General features: G+C 43.6%; 15 protein-coding genes. 7 read left to right on the forward strand and 8 right to left on the reverse strand.

Annotation, left to right across the window (positions count from 1 at the left end; translation table 11 throughout):
* Nucleotides 1–146 precede the first annotated feature (146 nt).
* From pepN to AB4351_RS13185, 5 genes are all read right to left on the reverse strand, one after another.
* Nucleotides 147–2,753 carry an aminopeptidase N gene (gene pepN, locus AB4351_RS13165; protein ID WP_372126229.1) on the reverse strand — a complete coding sequence of 869 codons (2,607 nt, stop codon included), beginning with the start codon at nucleotides 2,751–2,753 and terminating at the stop codon, nucleotides 147–149.
* Nucleotides 2,754–2,971: 218 nt separating this feature from the next.
* Nucleotides 2,972–3,655 (reverse strand): hypothetical protein, encoded by a 684-nt coding sequence (locus AB4351_RS13170; protein ID WP_017059686.1) that lies wholly within the window; start codon nucleotides 3,653–3,655, stop codon nucleotides 2,972–2,974.
* A 322-nt stretch (nucleotides 3,656–3,977) separates the two neighbouring features.
* Complete coding sequence (gene prc, locus AB4351_RS13175) at nucleotides 3,978–5,972, reverse strand: carboxy terminal-processing peptidase (RefSeq protein WP_017066965.1); 1,995 nt, start codon at nucleotides 5,970–5,972, stop codon at nucleotides 3,978–3,980.
* Between the two features lie 17 nt (nucleotides 5,973–5,989).
* Nucleotides 5,990–6,613, reverse strand: coding sequence for an RNA chaperone ProQ (proQ, locus tag AB4351_RS13180; protein WP_017057223.1), 624 nt, complete (start codon nucleotides 6,611–6,613; stop codon nucleotides 5,990–5,992).
* Between the two features lie 97 nt (nucleotides 6,614–6,710).
* On the reverse strand, nucleotides 6,711–7,202 hold the full coding sequence (locus tag AB4351_RS13185; protein ID WP_017630025.1) for a GAF domain-containing protein: 492 nt from the start codon (nucleotides 7,200–7,202) through the stop codon (nucleotides 6,711–6,713).
* A gap of 89 nt (nucleotides 7,203–7,291) precedes the next feature.
* On the opposite strand from AB4351_RS13185, the gene AB4351_RS13190 reads away from it, so the two are divergent.
* The 4 genes from AB4351_RS13190 (at nucleotide 7,292) to rsmF (ending at nucleotide 14,641) form a co-directional block, all read left to right on the forward strand.
* A complete protein-coding gene (locus tag AB4351_RS13190) occupies nucleotides 7,292–9,088 on the forward strand; it encodes an ABC transporter ATP-binding protein (RefSeq protein ID WP_372126232.1) in 1,797 nt (598 codons plus the stop codon).
* Nucleotides 9,089–9,142: 54 nt separating this feature from the next.
* Nucleotides 9,143–10,426 (forward strand): paraquat-inducible protein A, encoded by a 1,284-nt coding sequence (locus AB4351_RS13195; RefSeq protein ID WP_102321147.1) that lies wholly within the window; start codon nucleotides 9,143–9,145, stop codon nucleotides 10,424–10,426.
* The gene (locus tag AB4351_RS13200) at nucleotides 10,413–13,070 is read left to right on the forward strand and encodes an MlaD family protein (RefSeq protein WP_229647992.1); all 2,658 of its coding nucleotides are present in this window, start codon (nucleotides 10,413–10,415) and stop codon (nucleotides 13,068–13,070) included. The genes AB4351_RS13195 and AB4351_RS13200 overlap by 14 nt, the downstream gene beginning before the upstream one ends.
* 149 nt (nucleotides 13,071–13,219) lie before the next feature.
* Nucleotides 13,220–14,641 (forward strand): 16S rRNA (cytosine(1407)-C(5))-methyltransferase RsmF, encoded by a 1,422-nt coding sequence (gene rsmF / locus AB4351_RS13205; protein WP_017063836.1) that lies wholly within the window; start codon nucleotides 13,220–13,222, stop codon nucleotides 14,639–14,641.
* Between the two features lie 299 nt (nucleotides 14,642–14,940).
* Here the strand turns inward: rsmF and AB4351_RS13210 are convergent, their stop codons facing one another.
* Nucleotides 14,941–15,849, reverse strand: coding sequence for a S1 RNA-binding domain-containing protein (locus tag AB4351_RS13210; protein ID WP_017059694.1), 909 nt, complete (start codon nucleotides 15,847–15,849; stop codon nucleotides 14,941–14,943).
* Between the two features lie 28 nt (nucleotides 15,850–15,877).
* On the opposite strand from AB4351_RS13210, the gene AB4351_RS13215 reads away from it, so the two are divergent.
* Complete coding sequence (locus tag AB4351_RS13215; protein ID WP_017063834.1) at nucleotides 15,878–17,233, forward strand: hypothetical protein; 1,356 nt, start codon at nucleotides 15,878–15,880, stop codon at nucleotides 17,231–17,233.
* 108 nt (nucleotides 17,234–17,341) lie between these two features.
* Here the strand turns inward: AB4351_RS13215 and AB4351_RS13220 are convergent, their stop codons facing one another.
* Nucleotides 17,342–17,827 (reverse strand): PaaI family thioesterase, encoded by a 486-nt coding sequence (locus AB4351_RS13220; RefSeq protein WP_017059696.1) that lies wholly within the window; start codon nucleotides 17,825–17,827, stop codon nucleotides 17,342–17,344.
* Nucleotides 17,828–18,003: 176 nt separating this feature from the next.
* Nucleotides 18,004–18,891 (reverse strand): putative PEP-binding protein, encoded by an 888-nt coding sequence (locus AB4351_RS13225; protein ID WP_017059697.1) that lies wholly within the window; start codon nucleotides 18,889–18,891, stop codon nucleotides 18,004–18,006.
* A gap of 207 nt (nucleotides 18,892–19,098) precedes the next feature.
* Here AB4351_RS13225 and AB4351_RS13230 point away from each other — a divergent pair, with 207 nt between their 5' ends.
* Both AB4351_RS13230 and AB4351_RS13235 read left to right on the forward strand, forming a co-directional pair.
* Entirely contained in the window at nucleotides 19,099–20,157 is a 1,059-nt protein-coding gene (locus AB4351_RS13230) for a 3-deoxy-7-phosphoheptulonate synthase (protein WP_372126234.1), read from the forward strand.
* 12 nt (nucleotides 20,158–20,169) lie between these two features.
* Nucleotides 20,170–20,652, forward strand: coding sequence for a YajQ family cyclic di-GMP-binding protein (locus AB4351_RS13235; protein WP_372126236.1), 483 nt, complete (start codon nucleotides 20,170–20,172; stop codon nucleotides 20,650–20,652).
* The last annotated feature ends 105 nt before the right edge of the window (nucleotides 20,653–20,757 follow it).

Consider the following 20,757-nt stretch of genomic DNA (forward strand, 5'->3'; position numbering starts at 1 on the left):
AAGCTGCTCTAGCTTATCGAAAATTCGATGAACCAGAAACAAAAAATCAGTGGCAGATATTCTCTACCACTGATGACCTTTCATTATAGCAAACAGTTTATTAGTAAACCGCTTATTAGCAAACAGTTACCTGAATGCGCGCTGACTTAAGCCTCTAGTGCTTTCGTCACTTTCTCAAACAAGTCTTTTGCTAGGTTGTCCATGTTCTTTAACGTCTCTAGTTCTTTTTTGATCAGAGCTTGGCGTTCATCATCGTACTTACGGAACTTAAGTAGCGGGTCAATCAGACGTGAAGCCACTTGCGGGTTGCTGCTGTTCAGTTCACGTAAGATCTCGCCTGCAAATGCATAGCCTTGACCAGACTTGTCGTGGAATTGAACCGGGTTCATGTTTAAGAATGAACCGACCAAGTTACGGGTACGGTTCGGGTTCTTCAAACTGAACGCCTGGTGCGACATCGACGCTTTGATCACTTCAAGTGCGTTTGAACTTGGGTTTGTACCTTGCAATGCAAACCACTTATCCATAACAAGACCATCGTGTTTCCACTTGTCACTGTAATCCACCATCAAGGTTTCACGACATGGTAGTTGTGCACTGTTTGCCGCGCCCATTGCTGCCATCGTATCTGTCATGTTATTCGCTTGTTGATACATCGCAACAACCAAGTCATTACCCTGCCCAGTATGAGCTAAGTAACTTAAGCAAACTTTACGTAGAGTACGCTTACCAATCGAATCGTGATCGATCGTGTATTCTGTTAGTGCGTGGCTGTGATAAACCGCCGCTAACTCGTCTTCAAGTTCTGCAGCTAATGTAACTTTCATCGAGTTAAGAACCGATGCGACCGCATCAATATCAACGCGCTCGTACCAACCCGATACTTCATTGTGGCTTGGTAGAGAAAGCATTTCTGCAATAAACGCAGGCTCTAGTGAATCACTCAGCAGTACGCCACGGAATGCATCAACAACAGAATCAGAAAGCTCAAACGCTTGACCCTGCTGAACTTTCTCCACGTTACTGCGGATGTACTTCGCTAATAGCATTTGACCCGCATCCCAACGAGAGAATTCATTGCGAGCATTCTCCATCAAGAAGATCAGTTCTTCATCTGAGTAGTCATATTCCAATTTCACTGGCGCAGAAAATTCACGAAGTAATGATGGGATCGGTTGCTCAGAAACGTTTTCAAACACGAACGTTTGCTCTGCTTCTTTCACATCTAATACATTATGAACTGGTTTACCGTTACATTGTAACTCAACAACTTCACCCGCAGCTGTGTACAGCTCGATATCAAGAGGAATATGCAGAGCCTGCTTTTCCGTTTGCTCATGAGTTGGCGCTGTTACTTGGCGAGTTGTTAACGTGTACTGTTTCTTCTCTGCGTCGTACTTACTTTCAACAGACAGCGTCGGCGTACCAGACTGGCTGTACCATAAGCGGAACTGAGATAAGTCAACGCCCGACGCATCTTCCATTGCCGCGACGAAGTCTTCACATGTTGCAGCCGTACCATCGTGACGTTCGAAGTACAGCTTCATGCCTTTTTGGAAACCATCTTCGCCCAACAATGTGTGGATCATACGGATCACTTCACTGCCCTTTTCGTACACTGTCAAAGTATAGAAGTTATTCATTTCTATCACTTTTTCTGGACGAATTGGATGAGACATTGGGCTAGCATCTTCTGCAAATTGTGGACCGCGAATGATACGTACATTGTTAATACGGTTTACTGCGCGAGAACCAAGATCAGATGAGAATTCTTGGTCACGGAATACCGTTAAGCCTTCTTTCAGACTTAACTGGAACCAATCGCGACACGTCACTCGGTTACCTGTCCAGTTGTGGAAATATTCATGGCCGATTACTGCTTCAATACCTAGGTAATCTGTATCCGTTGCAGTTTGGTCGTTTGCTAGAACGAACTTCGAATTGAATACGTTCAAGCCTTTGTTTTCCATCGCACCCATGTTGAAGAAATCAACGGCTACGATCATGTAGATGTCTAAGTCGTATTCAAGATTGAAACGTTCTTCGTCCCACTTCATTGAGTTAATCAAAGAAACCATCGCGTGGCTCGCACGGTCTAGATTGCCTTTATCAACAAAGATTTCTAGGTCAACTTTACGACCCGATTGTGTAGTGTATGCGTCACGAAGTACATCAAAGTCACCCGCAACTAAAGCAAACAAGTACGCTGGTTTTGGATGTGGGTCTTGCCACTTCACCCAATGACGACCGTTTTCAGCTTCACCTTCATCTACACGGTTACCATTACTTAATAAGAATGGGTTCTCTGCTTTGTCTGCAATTACCGTTGTAGTGAATTTCGCCAACACATCTGGGCGATCCATGTAGTAAGTGATACGGCGGAAACCTTCAGCTTCACATTGAGTACAGAACGCGCCACCCGACTTGTACAAGCCTTCAAGTGCACTGTTCCCTTCAGGGTTAACTTCGGTAACGATGGTTAGAGTAAATTCTTTTGGAAGGTCATTCAGCGTAAGTTGAGTTTCAGACTGCTCGTACTGAGTCCATTCGTTGCCTTCAACCAAAACAGAAACCAACTTCAAGCCTTCACCATCAAGTACTAATGTCGTGCTGTCTTTCTCCTGCTTAACACTAGAAACAGCCGTAACAATGGATGCTGAATCGTACAAATCGAAAGTAAGATCGATTTCAGAAATCGTGTGAGATGGTGATTGATAATCTTTACGATACTTGGCTTGAGGTGTATGTGCCATGACGGGTTCCTTTTGATCGTTATACGTAATTATTTTTTAACTGTATATATCTAAAGGTTGAGCGCCAATAAAACAAGGGGAATATTAAAAAAAGGAGGCATTGTAAGAAAATGCCTCCATGTTTTGCTATTTTATCAATCAAATCAGACAGGAACGCCTAAGAAATGAACTGTGCACAATATTATCAACGAGTACGCCGTTACTGCTAAAACTCACGATTATCGAATGCGATTGAGTACCGCAAACATATCTCCCTCTTCACCTTGCAGCGTTAACACATCGCTGTTCAGTGTATATCGAGTGCCGTGTTCACCGTTCTCATAAAGTAACACTAGTTGATCGCCTTCTGTGTAATACACCCCGCGACGAATGACTTCACCACCTTCTTCATCTGATACTCGGAACATGAATATAAAGTCCGGCTGAAGGACTAAATCCATTTTTTGAATGTTACTCGCACGTAGATCGCTTCCAGACAGTTGGGCACTTGACCAGATTCCCGCCAATGCATTTGGCAAGGCCTTAGTGAACATAACACCGTTAAGATTCAGCATGTTGTGATTACTGCTGTACGCGTAAACCTGAGGTTCTGAGGTATTCAAACCCAAAATAATCGTGTCTTCATTGGCGTTATACAAACCTTCCCAATGATCGACACTGTAGTCTTTCTTTTGGATATCGATAGTGAATGAGTAGTTTGAATCAAGAGTGAGCTTGATCGCTCTAAAGTTTTCAGTGCCTTGCTCAGGATCAGGATTCATCAAATACCAATCACCAAGCAGCAAAGGAAGGTCAAAATGAGATAGATTACTATCACTTTTTGATTGTTGGCTACTCGAAGCGACCTCGCTCCCAAAAGCCACAAAACTTAAACAAGATAAAAATAGTAGAATCCATTTCATAAGCGTCCCCTCGTTTTCTTTAAGCTTAGGCACGTAATGAATAGAAAGCGAAAAAATATGATCTAAGTCACTAAATTTTAAGTGCGAAGTAACTTAAATGTCATTATCACTCGAAAAATAATACTTAAGTTTAGTTATTTTTACAGTGTACTTCACAGCCGAAAATCAAATAACAGTGGTTCTGCAGCAAGTTAAAAAGCGAGGAAGCATGCCGTTAACATGACATTATTCGAGGCAAGAACACAGGTACAAAAAAAGCGAGCCTAAGCTCGCTTTTCAAATAGTACGTCTTTAAACAATCACCTTATAACAGGTATTTTGTTTATTTCTTGATCATATCCAGCATGATAGCAACTGATTCATCAAGATAAGCATCCGGGGCTTCGTAGTCTTTTGGAATATCATCCAACGTTTTAAATGCCTCTAACTTAGCGGCTTTTTGACGTTGGTTAATACGCTCTAGACGAAGCGCATCCGCATCATCACTCTCTTGTTGACGAACCTTTTCATTCAGAGAAAGGTCATTGTCGTCTTTATCTGCCTTATATTTTTCAATATCTTGCGCGATAAAGCCAAATTCCATGTCTGTTGCGATACGAGCTTCGTGTTTAGCCGTCAACGCTGCGATCTGCTCATCGTTACGCTGTAACACTGAGTACTTCGCTTTGTCGATGCTGTCCCAAGGAAGAGCGTTGTCTTCAACACTTTCACCAGTATCTGCAGGATCAATTGGCGTTGGGTAAGCAATATCAGGTACTACACCCTTGTTTTGCGTACTACCACCATTGATTCGGTAGAATTTTTGGATTGTGTATTGAACGTAGCCTAACTCTTTATCGAACAAATCATAAATATGATTCAAAGAGCGATGCTGTTGCACCGTACCTTTACCGAAAGAGTTTTCACCTAGGATGATTGCACGGCCATAATCTTGCATCGCTGCTGCAAAGATTTCAGACGCTGAAGCACTGTAGCGATTCACCAATACCGTTAACGGGCCTTGGTAACTGATTTGACCATCAGTATCGCTGTTCACTTTGACACGACCGTAGCTATCACGAACCTGAACAACAGGTCCTTCTTTGATAAACAAACCAGAGAGTTCAGTTGCTTCAGTCAGTGCACCACCACCGTTGTTTCGGAGGTCAACAATAATACCTTCAACACCTTGCTCTTTAAGCTCGGTGATCAGTTTATCGGTATCTTTAGAAAGGCCAACGTAGAAACTTGGTACTTCTAATACACCAATTTTCTTGCCGTCTTTCTCGATCACTTCTGATTTAACAGCGCGGTCTTCTAAACGAATCTTATCGCGAACAATTGTGACAACGTGACTTTTTGCATCTTTACCATCTGGCAAGATCTGTAGCTTAACTTTGGTCCCTTTAGGGCCTTTAATAAGTTGTACTACATCGTCTAAACGCCACCCGATAACATCAACAATTTCTTCGCCATCTTGACCAACACCAACAATGCGGTCTCCATCACTCAATTGTTTGCTGTTTGACGCAGGGCCACCAGCAACTAAAGAGCGAATAACGGTGTAGTCGTCTGTCATCTGAAGCACAGCACCAATACCTTCTAGAGATAGGTTCATCTCAGATTGGAATTGTTCTGCATTTCTTGGAGAAAGGTAACTTGTGTGAGGATCAACTTCACGCGCAAATGCGTTCATGTAGATCTGGAAAGCATCTTCATTATGCGATTGCGTAATACGCTTCATCGCATTGTTGTAACGCTTTTCCAAAACTTCTTGAATCTCTGGCCACTCTTTACCAGTAAGTTTTAGATTCAACGCATCATATTTAACGCGTTTTCTCCAAAGCTCATTCACTTCAGCGATATCTTTTGGCCATTCCGCTTCACTACGATTGAGCTCAATACTTTCATCGGTATCAAACTTAATCTCTGTATCTAGCAAAGACAATGCATATTGAAAACGTTCAAAACGCTTCTGCATAGACAAATTATAAACATCGAATGCAATCTGGTTATTGCCTGCTTTCAGTTGATCATCAATTTGTGTAGATGACGCAGCGAAAGAGTCAATATCAGCTTGAGTGAAGATATTACGATTATAATCCAGCATCTCTAAGTAACGATTAAAGATAGCTTGAGAGAAATCATCGTTGAGATTGAAGTGTTTATAGTGAGAACGAGTAAATCGAGAAGTAACACGTTTACTAGCAGTTTCGTGTTGGACCTCAGGAGCGAGTAGAGGTAAATCGTCCTGATCTAATTTGGCTTCAAGAGCCTGAGCTGAAGCTGCTAGCCAAAAGCTAGCAGCAATCAGTGTCAATTTTGAACGGCATTTCATGCGTAGGAGTATCTCCTTTAAGCGCGCAAGTGCTCCGCTTTAACAACCATTTGTAGGCCGTTTGCTAACTGAACACGCACATCTTCCTTATTGATTTCAACAATGGTCGCAGCCATGTTTCCTTTACCCATGTTCACATTTACTTCTTTGCCAGCGATGAATTCGTCAGCGTTCAAAGCGCGTGTTTCTACAGGCTTTTCTACTTTTGGTGCTTTAGGCGCTTGACGACGAGGCTGTTGAGCTTTCTTCGCCTTAGGTTTCGCTTTGCCTTCTTCACGAGCTTTTTGTGCTTGTTCTTTACGACGAGCCTGAACTTTCGCTTTGCTTTCTGCAAGTGTAGCTTTAGCGTGTTCAACGTGCTCTTCTTCTAGTGTGCCACACGCGTTGCCGTCTAGGTCAACACGTTCTGCGCCAGCTTTTACGCCGTGCAGGTAACGCCATGATGATGTGTACTGTCTTAACGCTGCACGAAGCTGAGTCTTACTTACTTTTTCGTCTTCATTTAGACGTTCAGCAAGATCTTGAAAAATACCAATTTTAAGTGGCTTCGCTTCACCTTCTAGAGTAAAGCATTTAGGGAAACATTCAGCAATATATGCGATAACTTCTTTGCTGTTTTTTAACTTTTCAGTGTTTTCCATGTGGGTTCCTGGTTTTTGCGGTTTTCCGCGAGCATTAAGAAAATATTTTTACGTATTATAGAGAGATGCTTGGGAAAAACCACAGTAAGAGAATAATTTATGCCTTGTTCGCGTGCGAATTAAGCAGCTTTTCCACTTCTGCCATGAAAAATGTCAATCCGTCCTCGTCAATTTGAGAAAAACGACCAACATTTGGGCTATCAATATCAAGAACGCCCGCGATTTTTCCGCCAATCGAGAACGGAATAACGATTTCTGAGTTACTTGCAGCGTCACAAGCGATGTGACCTTCGAACTCATGAACATCATGAATGCGCTGAACTGTATTCGTCGCAACCGCAGTTCCACACACACCACGCCCGACCGGAATTCGCACACAAGCAGGTTGACCTTGGAAAGGGCCCAGTACAAGTTCGTCTTTTTCCTTAGCTTGGTCCTGCTTCATTAAATAGAAACCCGCCCAATTCAAGTCATCCAATTCCATGAATAATAATGAACTGATATTAGCAAGATTAGCAGTTAGATCGGTTTCTGATTCAATTAATGCAACGGCTTGTTTGGTTAAGCGTTGGTAATGTTCTATTTTCATATTAACTTCCAATTAAATTGAGACTTCCATTATCAAGAGAACGCAGTAGAATGCGGCCATCAAACTAAATAGGACTTATTCTCATTACAATGAACAGTTCAGAAGACACTATTAGCCGTTCTTGGTTAATAACTCAAGTAAAAAAACACAAGTCCAAATTACTGTTTGCTAACATTATTGCCATATTTGCAACTCTCATTAGTGTCCCTATCCCGTTGCTCATGCCATTAATGGTTGATGAAGTATTACTCGATAAGCCCGCTTCAGGCTTAGAGATGATGAACCACCTACTTCCATCTTCATTACAAACACCGACTGGCTATATAGCACTAACTTTGTTGTTAGTGATTATCATGCGCTCCGTTAGCCAAGCGTTGAACATTCTGCAAGGGCGTCAGTTTACGCTTGTGTCCAAAACAATTACCTATCAAATGCGCAGCAAGATGATAGATAAGCTTGGCCGCATCAGTATTCGACAATACGAAACCAAAGGCAGTGGCGGTATTAACGCCCACCTAATAACAGACATAGAGACAATAGATAAGTTCATTGGCTCGACTCTTTCTAAATTTATCATCAGCTTCCTGACCGTGTTCGGGACAGCGATCGTGCTGTTGTGGTTAGAGTGGCGTTTAGGATTGTTCATTTTATTGGTCAATCCTGTTGTAATTTATTTCTCCCGTAAACTAGGCAGCAGGGTCAAACACCTTAAGAAATACGAAAACCAATCTTTCGAGCGCTTTCAAAACCGTTTGGTGGAAACCTTAGACGGCATTTACCAACTGCGTGCGGCGAATAAAGAACGTATCTTTCTCGATGAACTTAAGGTTCAAGCAAACCAAGTAAGAATCGATGCAGACAAATACGCTTGGCAATCTGAAGCTGCTGGCCGTGTTTCGTTTCTGCTGTTCTTACTAGGTTTCGAGCTTTTCCGTGCCGTCGCTATGCTAATGGTGTTATTCAGTGACTTAACCATTGGTCAGATTTTCGCGGTATTTGGCTACTTGTGGTTCATGTTAGGCCCGGTCCAAGAGCTACTAGGGATTCAATTCTCTTGGTATAGCGCGAAAGCGGCACTACAACGCATCAACGATCTTCTTCAGTTAGAAGAAGAGAAGCGCCCTATCAGTAAAGTGAACCCATTTACTGAAGATCAAGAAGTGACAGTTGACATCGAAGACGTTACATTCTCTTACACATTAGAAAACACTGTTTTAAATAGGCTATCGCTGCACATCCCTGCAGGTAAAAAAGTCGCTTTGGTCGGTGCGAGTGGAGGGGGTAAATCTACGTTAATCCAGTTGCTGATTGGGGTTTACCAAGCAGACTCAGGTTGCATTCGCTATAACGGTGAAACAACCGACGACATCAGTTTTGATGTAATACGCAATCAAATTGCCGTTGTTTTACAACAACCTATACTCTTTAACGATACATTAAGGCATAATCTGACCCTTGGTGCTGAATACGACGAAATGTCGTTGTGGCGTGCGCTTGAAGTCGCTCAAATGCAAGATGTCATCAAGCAACTGAGCAATGGCTTAGATACACAAATTGGTAGGAATGGCGTTCGACTGTCTGGTGGTCAACGACAACGCTTAGCAATAGCTCGTATGGTGCTGAGCAATCCTAAGTTTGTTATTCTTGATGAAGCGACATCTGCACTCGATACAGCAACAGAGTCAGCACTGCATAAAGCGTTGAGCGAGTTTTTGAAAGATCGCACAACTTTGATAGTGGCTCATCGATTATCAGCGGTGAAACAAGCCGATCTAATCTATGTTTTAGAAGATGGACAAGTCACACAGACGGGAACACATGGTGAATTGGTTGAACAACAAGGACTCTATCAAACACTCTACGGCAGTGTGCAATCGCACGCCTGATGTTTGTGGCTCTGAGTCTTTAAGTCGGGTTGCTAACCTAACTTACGTTTCAACTTGGGAGGTCGCGTGACCTCCCCATCCGTAACCAACCCTTTATCAACAAAACACCAATGCGACAGCAGCTCAGTGCGTCTTTGCCAGGGCTGCGAACTTCCCGTAGATAAAATGGACATCCCTTTAGGGAAATCAGCTTACTGCCCAAGATGCGGAACTCAGCTTTATAGAGGCGGTACCCCTAGCCTCTCTGGAAACCTAGCAATCGCAATTACCTGCTTATTGCTGTTTATCCCATCGCACTTTTTTGAATTCATCAGTATTCGCCTGATTGGCGTCATGATACCCGCGACGTTACCATCGGGTGTTTTTACCTTAATGGGCGAAGGCTTTCCTCTACTTGGTTTGCTGATCCTGTTCTGCAGTTCGATCGCTCCGTTGCTCGTGTGCACCTCGGTACTCATCACTCATGCATCACTGCGTCTTAAGATCTTCACACCCTTTCGTTATGCATTAGCCATTATTCAGACTCTCAAACATTGGATGATGTTGGATGTGTTTCTGGTAAGTTTGGCGGTCTCATGTTTCAAACTGCAAGATTACTCTGACATTTTCGTCGGCCCTGGTTTGATTGGCCTGATTCTTCTGCAGCTTTTCAGCGTATTACTAGTAAGCCGTATCAGTGTACGTCGCTACTGGGAAGCTTGGGCAAAAGAATCCGAATACTCTTTTGCTGAGAGTAAGAACGTACACTGTCACAACTGTCACCTATCTCAGCCTGACGGTCATACTTGTGTGCGTTGTCACCATGACTTATACCACCGCAAGCCCTACTCTATACAGAAAACTTGGGCTCTGCTATTTGCCGCATCCGTGGCTATCGTGCCAGCCAATGTCATTCCTATTTCTATTCTTATTACCAACGGTCAAAGGCTAGAAGACACCATCATTTCCGGTGTGGCTTCGCTGATTAATAGCGATATGTATGGCATCGCTGCGATCATTTTCATTGCCAGTATCGTCGTGCCAGTCGCGAAAATACTGGGCCTCGCGTACATCTTAATCTGTATCAAGATGAAGCGCGCCGTTTACCACAGGCAACGTATGACCATCTATTTCATCGTGAAATGGGTGGGGAAATGGTCGGTAATGGATCTGTTCGTTATTTCGATCATGATGACCTTGGTCGACCGCGGACAAATTTTAAACTTTACACCAGGTTATGGTGCAGTCGCTTTTGGCGTCGTAGTTGTTCTCACGATGCTAGCAGCGGAAAGCTTAGATCCTAGGCTAATTTGGGATAACTACACCTCTAAAGATGAGTCAGTGAATGAACAACGATAACCAATCACAAACGTCATATTCACCAGAAGTAAGGAAAAACAAAGGCATCTCACCTTTGTGGATTCTGCCGATATTAACCGTCGCCTTAGCCGGTTGGTTGGTCATGAAATCGATACACGATGCTGGACAACGTGTGCAGATATACTTCTCAGATGCCGCAGGTTTAGTCGCAGGTCGAACAACGATTCGTTACCAAGGCTTAGAGGTGGGTATGGTGCGTGACATCACTTTATCCAAAGATCTATCGAGCATCTATGTCGATGCTGACATCTACCCAGAAGCGAAGAAGCTACTCTCAAAAGGCACACGGTTTTGGCTTGTAAAACCGACAGCAAGTTTGTCGGGTATCTCAGGATTAGACGCACTTGTTTCAGGTAACTATATTGCTATCCACCCGAGCGAAACCAAACAAGACCCAGAAACCGTTTTCCAAGCGTTAGAATCCTCCCCTTCTGACTTACTGGCTTCTGAAGGTTTGAACATTTCACTGACGACCAAAGATCTGGGCGGCGTGTCTGTTGGCTCTCAAATCGTTTACCGTAAAATCCCAATTGGTGAGGTTTACAACTACCAGTTAAACGACAACGCGAAATCCGTTACGATTCAAGCGTCGATTAAAGATGAATACAGCCATATCATTACCGACCAAAGCCGTTTTTGGAATGTCAGTGGCTTAGGTGCCAGTATTGGCTTTTCTGGTGTTGATGTTCGCTTAGAGAGCCTAAGTGCATTGCTTGGCGGTTCAATTGCGGTCGACTCTCCAGGAGAAGGCCAACCGGTTGAGATGAATACTAAGTTCAAACTCTACCCAGATCTGAAAACAGCGGGTCGAGGTATCTCTATCAAGATTGCCGTTCCCGATGATAATAAAATCAGTGCAACGGGTGCTCCGATCATGTATCGCGGCATTGAAATCGGTCAAATCACTGATTTATCGCTAAGTGAAGGGCGTGAAAACGTCGTTGCATCTGCCGCTATCCAACCGGCATTCAGTGACTTTTTAAACAGCGGCAGTAAATTCGTTCTAGAAGAGGCTGAACTGTCGCTTACTGGCATGAAAAACATTGCCAATTTAGTGACAGGTAACTTTTTAACCTTGGTACCGGGTGAAGGTGAAAAGGCGCGTCGATTTACTGCAATCCGCAAAAATGAATTCAGTCAGGAACAAGAGAAATCCGTTGCGATTCGCTTAACGTCGAACAATTCGTTCGGGTTAGATGTCGGTACACAACTTCTCTACAAAGGCATTGCCGTTGGCTCTATCATCCATGTGGGATTAGTTGATGGTGTTGGTACGGGCTCTGATAAACACGAAGTCTTCATGGATGCACTTATCGATAATGAGTACGCGCACCTTATCAAAAGCCACAACCGTTTCTTTGTGACAGGTAGTGCGACTGCAGAGCTAACCGAATCAGGCTTGAGTGTTACGGTCCCACCAGCAAAACAGCTTCTTACCGGCTCGATTAGCTTTGTGAGTGAAGGTAAATCTGAAGCTCGAGCGGACTACCAACTTTTCCAAAGTAAGTCGTTAGCAGAAATTGCTAAGTTTAATCAGTCTGGTTCAAAAACACTTTCTTTGTTTGCCAGTGAGTTACCTTCAATTTCTAAAGGCAGTCCACTCCTCTACCGCAACCTACAAGTGGGTAGTATTTCTGATTTTCAGCTTGCCGACGGTGGCGTAAGAATCAAAGTCACAATCGAAAATCGTTACACGCACTTACTCAACAAGCACACTGTTTTCTGGAACCGATCAGGCGTTGAGGTTGATGCGTCGCTATCGGGTATCAGCATTAAAGCGGCACCAGTTAAAACCCTTATCCAAGGCGGTATTGCTTTTGACTCTCTGCCGGGAATCGACAACAAACTTGGTGACGTGTGGAAGCTTTACAAAGATTCAAAATCTGCTCGAAAATTTGGCCGCGCGATTACTATCACCTCTTCTGGCGATCAAGAAGTCAACAAGGGCATGGCGATCAAATATCAAGGTGTCACTGTTGGTGAGGTTACTTTGGTGATTCCGAACTTCAACAAGGGCGGCATTGAAATTACTGCGCGTATTTTACCTGAGTACGTCGACAAGATTGCCGTGACGAACAGTCACTTCTGGTTGGCAGAACCTGAGATTGGCCTTAATGGCATCAAAAACGTCTCTGCGCTGCTCTCTAAACACATCAACGTAGACCCGGGCAAAGGTGAAAGAAACACGAAATTTGAGCTTAGCAAAGGACCGGTGCAGCCTGAAGGCAAGATATTCCAACTGCAAAGCGAAACGCGCGGCTCAGTATCTGAAGGTACACCTATCCTATTCCGTGAACTAGAAATTGGCAGTGTTATAGATGTTCAGCTGGGCGAGTTTGCTGATCGCATCATATCTACGATTCAAATAGAACCTGACTACGCGTATCTAATCCGCGCAAACACCGTGTTCTGGAACGTGTCGGGCGTCGATGTCTCTATCGGCCTGTCAGGCGCAAACATCAAAGCCGGAACGGTAGACAGCTTGTTAAGAGGTGGTATTACATTCTCAACGCCACCGACAAATGAACTTCAACCAGTAGCAAGCGAAGATCAGTCTTTCTACCTCTATCCTCAAGCCGAAGATGAGTGGAAATCATGGAGAACCGCAATTCCTCGTCCATAGAGTGAACTCTCTGACGTTTCTGGAAGATTAATTCTTCATCAAAATGCAGCCATTAGGCTGCATTTTTGTTGTTTGCTGCAAATATGGTTTAGGACGGCCTCATTTTGCTTTAAACTCCCCGCATTAATGCAATAAATCGAGATACTCTTTTGCACGCTAACGTATATATTCCTGAAGAATTCCTAACGCACATCGAAGCAATCATGCCTAGTCATCTAGATATGGCTTCTTTTGTTGCGTCATGCCAAAAACCACTTCGTAAAAGTATTCGAATCAACACATTGAAAATCAGTGTTGAAGACTTCCTAGTACGAGCAAAAGAGAAAGGCTGGGAACTGGAACCTGTACCTTGGTGTGAAACGGGCTTTTGGATTACAGCGGACGAAAGTGAAGCGCCACTAGGTAATACGGCAGAACACATGTCTGGTCTTTTCTACATCCAAGAAGCCAGCTCGATGATGCCACCCTCGGCACTTTTCCAAGGCGAAGCTGATTACCAAGCGGTGCTAGACACTGCGGCTGCACCCGGCTCTAAAACAACGCAAATCGCTGCGCTAATGAATAATCGCGGTGTATTGGTTGCCAATGAGTATGCAGCAAGCCGTGTGAAAGTCCTTCACGCCAACATCGAACGTTGTGGCGTTCGTAATGCCGCTCTAAGTAACTTTGACGGTCGAGTTTTTGGTGGTTGGTTACCAGAACAGTTTGATGCTGTGTTGCTAGACGCACCCTGCTCTGGCGAAGGCACCATTCGTAAAGATGCCGATGCGATGAAGAACTGGACGTATCAATCAGTGGTCGACATTGCCGACACGCAAAAAGATCTGATTGAAAGTGCATTCCATGCTCTTAAACCTAATGGTGTTTTGGTTTACTCAACGTGTACGCTTAGCACCGAAGAGAACCAACAAGTGTGTCATCACCTAAAAGAAACCTTTGGTGATGCGGTTGAATTCGAATCTCTGGAATCACTATTCGACAACGCAAAAGCAACCACGACAGAAGAAGGCTTTCTTCACATCTTCCCACAGGTCTATGACTCTGAAGGTTTCTTTGTTGCACGTATCCGTAAACTAGCGTCTGTTACTCCACCAGAAGTTAAAAAACGTATGGGTAAATTCCCATTTGAAAAAGCATCAAAGAAAACTCAGCAAGAAGTCGCTGAACAACTAATGAGTACTCTCGATATCGAATTGCCAAGCGATACTCAGGTTTGGATTCGCGACAAAGACGTTTGGCTATTCCCAGAAGCGCTAGAGCCGATGATCGGTGAGTTCCGTTTTTCTCGCATGGGAATCAAGATCGCTGAAACCCATAAAAAAGGTTACCGCTGGCAGCACCAAGTAGCGACAACGCTCGCAACAGGTAATGAAGCTAATGTTGTAGAGCTTAGTATTGAAGATGCTCGTGAATGGTTCATGGGCCGCGATGTTCGCCCTGAAAACTTGTCAGGAAAAGGTGAAGTACTAGTGAAGTACAATGGTGCAATCATCGGCCTTGGTAAGTGGGTTGGCAACCGAGTGAAGAACGGTTTACCACGCGAACTCGTGCGCGATAAGAACCTTTTCTAAAAGCGTTCGCACTGAATACACCTTAATAAACAAAAAGCCCAAACAACGTTAATTGTTTGGGCTTTTTCTATTCTATCGGCCATATAAGTCAGTGTGCGAGCGCTTGTAAATCAACAGCTAATTATATAAATATCAATTCAAGTCACTATTTCCAAAAAGAAAAATCGCACTTTAGAGAATCTAAACTAGACTTCAATCTAACAGTCAAAAGATTAAAACGATTAGCGTAGGCTCTTCGGAGCCCTTTCCCCTAAGCCCAAACAGGAAGGTTTGGGCTTTTTTTTGACCGAAAGGACCGCTTACTTAACTAAGCTGATACCTTCTTTGTCGATAGTGATCTTGCCAGATTTGTATAGACCACCAATTGTCTTCTTGAACGTACCTTTGCTGGTTCTGAATGCAGAGAAAATAACTTCAGGAGAAGACTTATCATTCAAAGGCAGGTAACCGCCTTTCTTCTCAAGCAGGTCAAGAACCTTAGTGCTTAGGTCATCCATCTTAGCCACACCAACCTTCTGAAGAGACAAATCAATCTTACCATCTTCTTCACGAACGTTTTTAATGTAGCCTTTTAGTGTTTTACCAATGAACAGCTTACCGATGATGTCAGATGGGAAAATCATACCCCAGTGTTCACCGTTCACGATCGCTTTGTAACCTAACTGGCTGCGCTCAGCGATAATGAGATCGACTTGCTCATTTTGCTTATAAGTCGCAGGCGTGTTGTCTAACCATTTGTTGAACTTCGTTGTACCAACGATACGGCTCGATGCTTTATCGATATACACATATACTAAGATTGACTGACCTTCGTTTAAACGGCCACGCTGCTCGCTGAAAGGAACAAGAAGGTCTTTACCTTTCACGCCCCAGCTCATGAATGCACCAGTGCTGTTAACACCTTCAACCGTCATCAAACCAAACTGGCCTACTTGAGCTATTGGTTTTTCAGTCGTTGCAGCGATCTGGTTGTCAGAATCTATGTATAAGAAAACATCTAGCTTTTGACCAATTTCAACACCTTCAGGAGTAAATCGTTTCGGCAGCAACACGGTTCCATAGTCGCTCGCGTCAAGGAATACACCGAAGTCTGCTTGTTTTACTACTTCTAAGTTGTTTATTTGACCAATATTAATCATCAAGGTTGTCTCTACTTTAAATTTGGCGGAGATTATACGTGATCTCTGATATGCTTTCGCTAGTTTCATTCATATTTTTACATTCTAGGAGACATCGTTGATCACCGTTGATAAACAAGATGCGATAACACTTAAAATTAACCATGCCATGGCTAAGACCAAAAAGCTCGACATGGACGTTTATCTATTCATTCCCGGTGAACTTGGACTGACTCCTGAAGTGCTTTCTGAAAGTGCCTTTTTCTACAGCTCAATCACTCAAAAACGTGCCTACTATAGTGACAAAACACTTTTACCTTTGGTACACAGTCGCTTGGCAAAACGTGGACGCTTATCTACAACACAGTATCGTGTCAGTTTGAGTCTGTTTGCCTACCAATATGTTATCGCGTTAGATAAAGCAGTCAGCAGCTTAAATAAAACTGATAGTGACGACGTAACGGCTGATGAAGTAGATGAAGTCATTGAATTGGCTTTAGATATCTTGAAGAAGCTACGCCGAAGCATCCCTTACGAAGAAAATCTCAAGCGCTACTACGCTAATATCGATAACTACCTATCTTGGTATACCGAGCAAAAGTTCCTATCGCTAGTTTCACACATGCCACGAGGTAGTGAGTATTCAACGATTAAAGAACGACTCTTAACGCTTTGTGATAAAGAGACCGCGCACCGTAAACTGAACCGCTACAACTCAGCAAGAGTTCGAGAGGACGTTACCCGCTTGAGTAACAAGATGCGTTTGCTGCGTCGTTTGATTGAACACCCTATCGTGCTTAAAGAAAAGACAACGTCGATGGGTAAGAACGTTAAGCGTGCCGTGAAAGGCATCGCGACCGGTTTGGTGATGGTTGTCGTGACCACTACTGTGATCTTGGCTCGTGACTTTCTTGGTGAGATTACCGCCTCTTTCATCGTGGCAATGTCTTTCATTTACGCACTGCGTGAGATCTTTAAAGATGACTTGAGAGACATCCTTTGGCGCTGGCTGCGTAAAGGCAAGCCAAAATGGAAGCGTCGTTACTATGATCCAACGACCAACAAGTCAGTAGGCCATAAACTGGAATGGTTGGACTACGCAAATTTTTCTAAGCTTGCAGATCGCATTCAGTCGATCCGTAAAAAGCGTGTGGTACAACGTGAAGAGCAAATCTTGCATTACCGCTCTCATACTGAGATGTCGACATCGACCTTTATGAGTGGTTATGAGGAGACTCGTGAAACGTTATCGATCAGCCTCAGAGCGCTGACACGGTTGATGGATAAAGGCTCAAACAAGATCTACCGCTTGAATGAAGGACAAGTGAGCCGCGAATCAGTAGAAAAGCGTCATCTTCTCAACCTGATCATTAAAGAGAACAACCATGATAACGAACCAACCTACTACCGTTGGAAGATCGTTATGAACCGTTCAAAAATAGTTGATATTGAGCAGATCACTCAAGAGTCATAGAGCCGTTATAAAGTTCTCTATAACGGTATGTGGAAACCATTCACATACCGTTGTTTTATCTCTTCAACGTTACCCATGACTTCTAAACCAAAATCTATTATTTAATCGCTATTTTCTTGAAGGGACTTTCTTAATTGAAAGCGTAAGCGTGAACTCCGCCATCGGCTCGTCACCATGTAAAGATGGGCAAGTCGCGATAATGGTTACGGGTTGATTGACCCGTTCTCCGGTCGACATGGTTTCTGCCAGCATAGTGTTGATCAGCTCACCGTCGTTACAAGTGAAATGCACATCACCTTCAGGGCGCTTCAAAAAGTTACCCGTCACCTCTTTAAATGCCAACGAGATCTTTTCACCTTGCTGCTGAGATTTGCTCATCGCAAGAAACCCACCCGCGACATCCGCACCTACAGCCAAAACGCCAAAGTACATACTGTTAAGGTGATTCTTAGTACGCCTTCTAAGCGGGATTTTCACTTCAACATGTTGGTTGTCCAACGCGAGTAGTTTTGGTCGGCACAACCAGATAAGTGGGACTTTGAAAAAGCCAAACATGCTTAAGTAGAAATTTGCTTTTTGTAGAGGGGTCAACATTCGGATTACCTAGTCAAATCAGTCATCAGACCAGTTAATCGATTAGCGATAGAGATGTCAAAAAAATGTTACAAAAAAGAGATATCATCGCATAATGATATCTCTTTCATTCTCAAAGCTTTAGCGCTTCAAATAAACGGATAGAGCCAGTTGACTTACTAAGACAACAAACCGATTTATGCAGTCACGACCGTTTCTACGCCTTCAAGATCAGCTATGTAACCTTGTAGACGTGGGTAATCCACTAAGCCTTGAGTTACTAGCAGCACTGGCTTCTTCGCGTTCAGGGTTGCTTTAACAATCATATCCAACAAAGTAATGACCGCCTCATTTTGTGGATCAAAAGCGTGTTGCTGAGCTTCATTGTGTTTGTCTACGCCTAAAGTGAAAGACGCTAAGCTATCAACGTTTACCACTACACCATCGAAGTAATGCAGTAAACGTTCGCTCAGTAGCACTGCAGACGGCACATCGCACGAGAACAGTACTTTCAAACCGTTAAGGCCGCGTGGTAGCCCTTGCTCGGCAAGCAGGTCAATAATCTTAGCGGCATCGCTTAACGCACGAACGTAAGGCACAACTACTTCAACGTTGATGCCCTGCTCACGTAATGCCTTAATAACCTGACATTCTAAAGCGAAAGCCTTGCTGTATTCTGGTGTCGCGTAACGAGCAACGCCACGAACACCTAGTGCAGGGTTAATCTCTTCTGCTTCACAGTTCCCGCCAAGCAGCGAACGGAATCCATAGCTGTCTGCACTGCTTAATGCGATACGAACAGAAGTGTGATTTGGCTGAACGGCAGCTTGAATGGCAATCACTAAGGTCGAAACAAAATGCTCATCGACTGTTTTATCGCCAAGGATCGCTTCTAAAGACGTTTTTTCAATATCAGTCAAAGTATCTAAGTGACTCTCGATACTTGGGTGGTAGAAGACACGATCCATCACTAATTCTGATAATGAAACGTATAAGTGGTTAGAATTATTATTATCGTTGTAAGAAGGCAGCACATCACCTAAGACGAGTTCTGGGTGCAAAGTGCTTTGATTTTCTTGAGTCATTGCTGCTCCAGCATTTTTATGTTGTGTTCAAACGAAAATACCGATAGCTGCCTGTTAATACAAGTGAAATTCCCTTATTTGACGCTGGCCTGCTGATAAAAATAAGAATATTAGCAATAACTGAGATAACTTTGACTCAATAGAGTTTATTCCTCTGTTCAATTCCGTTATCTTAACCACTTCGCAATAGAATAAAAAAGCTATCACATGCCATTAAAAACTGATGAGTTGAGAACCCAAGCTCTGGGTCCTATGCCAACTCCTGCCGAACTAGGCAATACACACCCTATTACTGACGACGTTGCTGAGCGCATTAAAAATTCTCGCCGCCAAATCGAAGATATCCTAACTGGTCGTGATAACCGCCTATTAGTTATCGTAGGCCCTTGCTCTGTTCACGATACAGATGCGGCACTTGATTACGCTGAGCGCCTAAGCAAAATTCAAGACCAGTACAAAGATGAACTGTTCGTTGTAATGAGAACCTACTTCGAGAAGCCTCGTACTGTTGTAGGTTGGAAGGGTTTGATTACAGATCCTAACCTTGATGGTTCATACGCACTTGAAACAGGCTTGAACAAAGCTCGTAAGCTTCTGCTAGATATCAACAAGCTTGGCCTAGCTACCGCGACTGAATTCCTTGATATGATCACAGGTCAGTACATTGCAGACCTTATCACTTGGGGTGCGATTGGCGCTCGTACAACTGAATCTCAGATTCACCGTGAAATGGCTTCTGCACTGTCTTGCCCTGTTGGCTTCAAGAACGCGACCAACGGCAACATCAAGATTGCTATCGATGCAATTCGTGCAGCACATGCTTCACACTACTTCTACTCTCCAGATAAGAACGGCCGCATGACGGTTTACCGTACTTCTGGCAACCCATACGGTCACGTTATTCTACGTGGTGGTGATAAAGGCCCTAACTTCGACGCTGAATCTGTAGATACTGCATGTAAGCAACTGGCTGAATTCGATCTACCTCAACGTTTGGTTGTAGACTTTAGCCACGCTAACTGTCAGAAGCAACACCGTAAGCAGTTAGAAGTTGCACAAGACATTTGTGAGCAAATTAAATCTAACAAGAACCAAATTGCAGGCATTATGGCAGAGAGCTTCATTATTGAAGGCAACCAGCCAATGACAGACATTAACAACCTAGAATATGGCAAGTCGATTACTGACCCATGCCTAAGCTGGGAAGATACTGCAACAATGCTAGACATGCTTGCAACAGCAATTAAAGATAGAAACTTAGCTTAAGGAAACAACACAATGCCATCATTTGACATTATCTCTGAAGTAGAAGCAGTAGAACTGCGTAACGCAGTAGACAACGCAAACCGTGAACTATCGACTCGTTTCGATTTCCGCGGCGTTGACGCAAGCTTTGATTACAAAGATGAATCAGTAAAATTGACTGCTCAAGACGATTTTCAACTGAAGCAAATGCGCGATATCCTTCGCAGCAACCTAACGAAGCGTAATGTTGATCCTAACGCGATGGAAGCGAAAGCGGCAGACCAAACAGGTCGCACTTGGCACCAAACGGTTATCTTTAAGCAAGGCATTGAAACTGATGTCGCTAAGAAGATCGTTAAGCTAATCAAAGACAACAAAGTTAAAGTTCAAGCTTCTATCCAAGGCGACAAAGTTCGTGTTACTGGTAAGAAGCGTGATGACCTACAAACTGTTATGGCTCTAGTTCGCGGCGGTGAACTTGGTCAACCTTTCCAGTTTGACAACTTCCGCGACTAATTTTTGAGTTTGAGTGACCGCCTATTTGGGTTGCTCATTCATCAGCACAATGTCGTGTTTGAAATAGCAAAAAGCCACTTCTTTTGAAGTGGCTTTTTATTTATC

The sequence above is a fragment of the Vibrio sp. 10N.261.51.F11 genome (assembly GCF_041471665.1).
GTDB lineage: Bacteria > Pseudomonadota > Gammaproteobacteria > Enterobacterales > Vibrionaceae > Vibrio > Vibrio crassostreae_C.

Excerpts from the sequence above, each read along its gene's own strand:
- AB4351_RS13220 (WP_017059696.1), bottom strand. The coding sequence starts at position 17,827 with ATGTTGACCCCTCTACAAAAAGCAAATTTCTACTTAAGCATGTTTGGC.
- AB4351_RS13190 (WP_372126232.1), top strand. The coding sequence starts at position 7,292 with ATGAACAGTTCAGAAGACACTATTAGCCGTTCTTGGTTAATAACTCAA.
- proQ (WP_017057223.1), bottom strand. The coding sequence starts at position 6,613 with ATGGAAAACACTGAAAAGTTAAAAAACAGCAAAGAAGTTATCGCATAT.
- prc (WP_017066965.1), bottom strand. The coding sequence starts at position 5,972 with ATGAAATGCCGTTCAAAATTGACACTGATTGCTGCTAGCTTTTGGCTA.
- AB4351_RS13210 (WP_017059694.1), bottom strand. The coding sequence starts at position 15,849 with ATGAAACTAGCGAAAGCATATCAGAGATCACGTATAATCTCCGCCAAA.
- AB4351_RS13185 (WP_017630025.1), bottom strand. The coding sequence starts at position 7,202 with ATGAAAATAGAACATTACCAACGCTTAACCAAACAAGCCGTTGCATTA.
- AB4351_RS13230 (WP_372126234.1), top strand. The coding sequence starts at position 19,099 with ATGCCATTAAAAACTGATGAGTTGAGAACCCAAGCTCTGGGTCCTATG.
- AB4351_RS13200 (WP_229647992.1), top strand. The coding sequence starts at position 10,413 with ATGAACAACGATAACCAATCACAAACGTCATATTCACCAGAAGTAAGG.
- AB4351_RS13225 (WP_017059697.1), bottom strand. The coding sequence starts at position 18,891 with ATGACTCAAGAAAATCAAAGCACTTTGCACCCAGAACTCGTCTTAGGT.
- AB4351_RS13235 (WP_372126236.1), top strand. The coding sequence starts at position 20,170 with ATGCCATCATTTGACATTATCTCTGAAGTAGAAGCAGTAGAACTGCGT.
- pepN (WP_372126229.1), bottom strand. The coding sequence starts at position 2,753 with ATGGCACATACACCTCAAGCCAAGTATCGTAAAGATTATCAATCACCA.
- AB4351_RS13170 (WP_017059686.1), bottom strand. The coding sequence starts at position 3,655 with ATGAAATGGATTCTACTATTTTTATCTTGTTTAAGTTTTGTGGCTTTT.